The sequence below is a fragment of the Streptomyces solincola genome (assembly GCF_002982015.1).
Taxonomy (GTDB): Bacteria; Actinomycetota; Actinomycetes; order Streptomycetales; family Streptomycetaceae; genus Streptomyces; species Streptomyces solincola.
The window spans coordinates 1-2,069 of the sequence record NZ_PVLV01000605.1 but is presented as its reverse complement, the minus strand read 5'-3'; the positions used below and the strand labels follow the sequence as shown (position 1 = coordinate 2,069).

At 73.1% G+C, this 2,069-nt stretch carries 1 protein-coding gene; it reads left to right on the top strand.

Annotated elements, in window-relative coordinates; translation table 11 throughout:
* Positions 1-69 precede the first annotated feature (69 nt).
* Positions 70-2,069, top strand: a 2,000-nt coding sequence (locus C6N75_RS28090) for an ALF repeat-containing protein (protein WP_258177656.1), incomplete at its 3' end; no start/stop codon positions are given.

The following is a 2,069-nucleotide window of genomic DNA, read 5'->3' as shown; positions in this document are numbered from 1 at the left end:
GTCGGTCTGGGCGGTACTGGGGTGCGGGAGGCGGGCGAGGCCGCGCTGAGGGGGACGCCGGATGATCGGGTGGCGTTCCTTGAGGAGGGTCGGTATGTCGCGCAGGAGGCTGATGACGCTGTTGCGGTGTCGCGGCTGACGGCTTCGGGTGGTCCGAATGTGCGGGCGGCGGCGAAGTTGGCGTTGCGTGGTACGCCGGAGGATGTGGCGGAGTTCTTGGCGGTGGGGCAGTTCGTGGCCCGTAACCGTGATCAGGAGCATGCGACGATCGCGCAGTTGACCGAGCAGGCGAAGGTGGCGGGCAAGCAGGCGGAGGATGCCACCAAGCAGGCTCAGGAGGCGTCCGATCGGGCGGTTGCGGCTGCGGAGTTGGCGCGGGTGGCGGCGGACAGGGCTGCTGCGGAGACGGCTGCGGCGAAGGATGACGCGTCGCGGGCGTCGGTGAAGGCGCAGCAGGCGGCGGACGCGGCGCGGGCGGCTGCGTCGGCGGCGCAGCAGGCGATCGCGTCGGCGAATGCGGCGAATCGGGCGGCGCGGACGGCGGCGTTGGCGGCGGCGCAGACGGCCAGTGCGGCGGCTGCGGCGGCGAATGCGGCCAATGACGCCTACAACGCGGCGATCGCCGCGGGTAAGGACGCGGGGAAGGCGACGGCGGCCAAGACGGCTGCTGCGCAGGCGACGATCGCCGCCACTCTTGCCGAGGGGTCGGCTGCGGCGGCGGAGCAGGCGGGCAAGGCGTCGCAGCAGGCGGCGAAGGCGACGCGGGCGGCGTTGAGTGCCGGGGCGAACGCGAACGCGGCCGCGGATGCGGCCGAAGCGGCCGGCACCTATGCGGCTGCGGCCGGTGGCCGTTCGGCTGACGCCCGCGCGGCGGCTGCCGAAGCACGGCGGCATGCGAACGCGGCGAACTCGGCGGCGAACCGGGCCGCCGTACTCGCGGACCGTTCCGCGACCGCCGCGTTCGAGGCCCGTACGGCCGCGAACGCGGCTGCGCAGCATGCGCGTAACGCTGCTGCCGCGGCGTTGGAGGCGGTGGCGCACGCGGGTGAGGCGGCGACCGCGGCCGCGCAGGCGACCAAGCACGCCGAGGCGGCGAAGAAGGCCTCGGACGCGGCGGCTGCGGCGGTGGCGACGGCGAAGAAGGTCTATGCCATCGCGCGGGAGACCGAGACCGACGAGTTGGCCACCCGCACGGACGCCGGGATCGAGAACGCCCGCACCCGTCAAGCCCTCCTGCTGAAGGTCATCTCCGACGCCGCCGGCGAGGAGGCCAAGGCCCGGGCTCTGGACGCCACCGCCGCTGCCCTGGCCACCGAGGCCGCCCGGCCGGACGTGGACGTCCCGGCCGTGGCGGCCAAGGGCCGACGGTTGGCGATGGACGCGCTGAAGCTGCGTGGTCCGATCGCCCAGGACGCTGCCGCCCGTGCGTTGGCCGGCAGTGACCAGGATGTCCTGGACTATCTGCGTACCGGTTGGCGGGAAGCCGCCCAGCGTGATGCACGTGAGCGGGTCTTCCAGCTCAGTTACGACTCTCCTTACCCTTCCGTGCGCACAGCGGCGGCGGAGGCGTTGAAGGGCACTTCGGAGCAGATCCTGGCGTTTCACACCACCGGGCAGTTCACTGCCGGCGCCGCGGACATGGCGGTGGCCGTCTCCAAGATCTACGACACCGGTGGTCCGGGGGTGAGGGAAGCGGCCCGGGCCGCGCTGGCGGATGGCAGCGGCAAGGCGCTGGCGGTGTTCCTGGGCGTCACCCAGTACTCCACCCGTCTGGCCGACGAACAGGTCGCGGCCTCCAAGCTGGTCAGTGACGCGGCCGCCGGACCGGAGGTGAAGGCGGCGGCGAAGATCGCCCTGGCCGGGCCGGCCGACCGGCTCCATGACTTCGTGGCCGTGGGACAGTTCACCGCCGACCGCAAGGACCGCCTCGCATCGCAGCACACCGCCCAGGTCCAAAGGCTGATCGCCGAAGCATCCCTGATCGCGGCCAAGGCTGACAAGAACCGCTGGCTGGCCGCCGAGGCGGCGGCCCTGGCCAACAACGCCAAGGCCGAGGCAGGCGAGGCCGC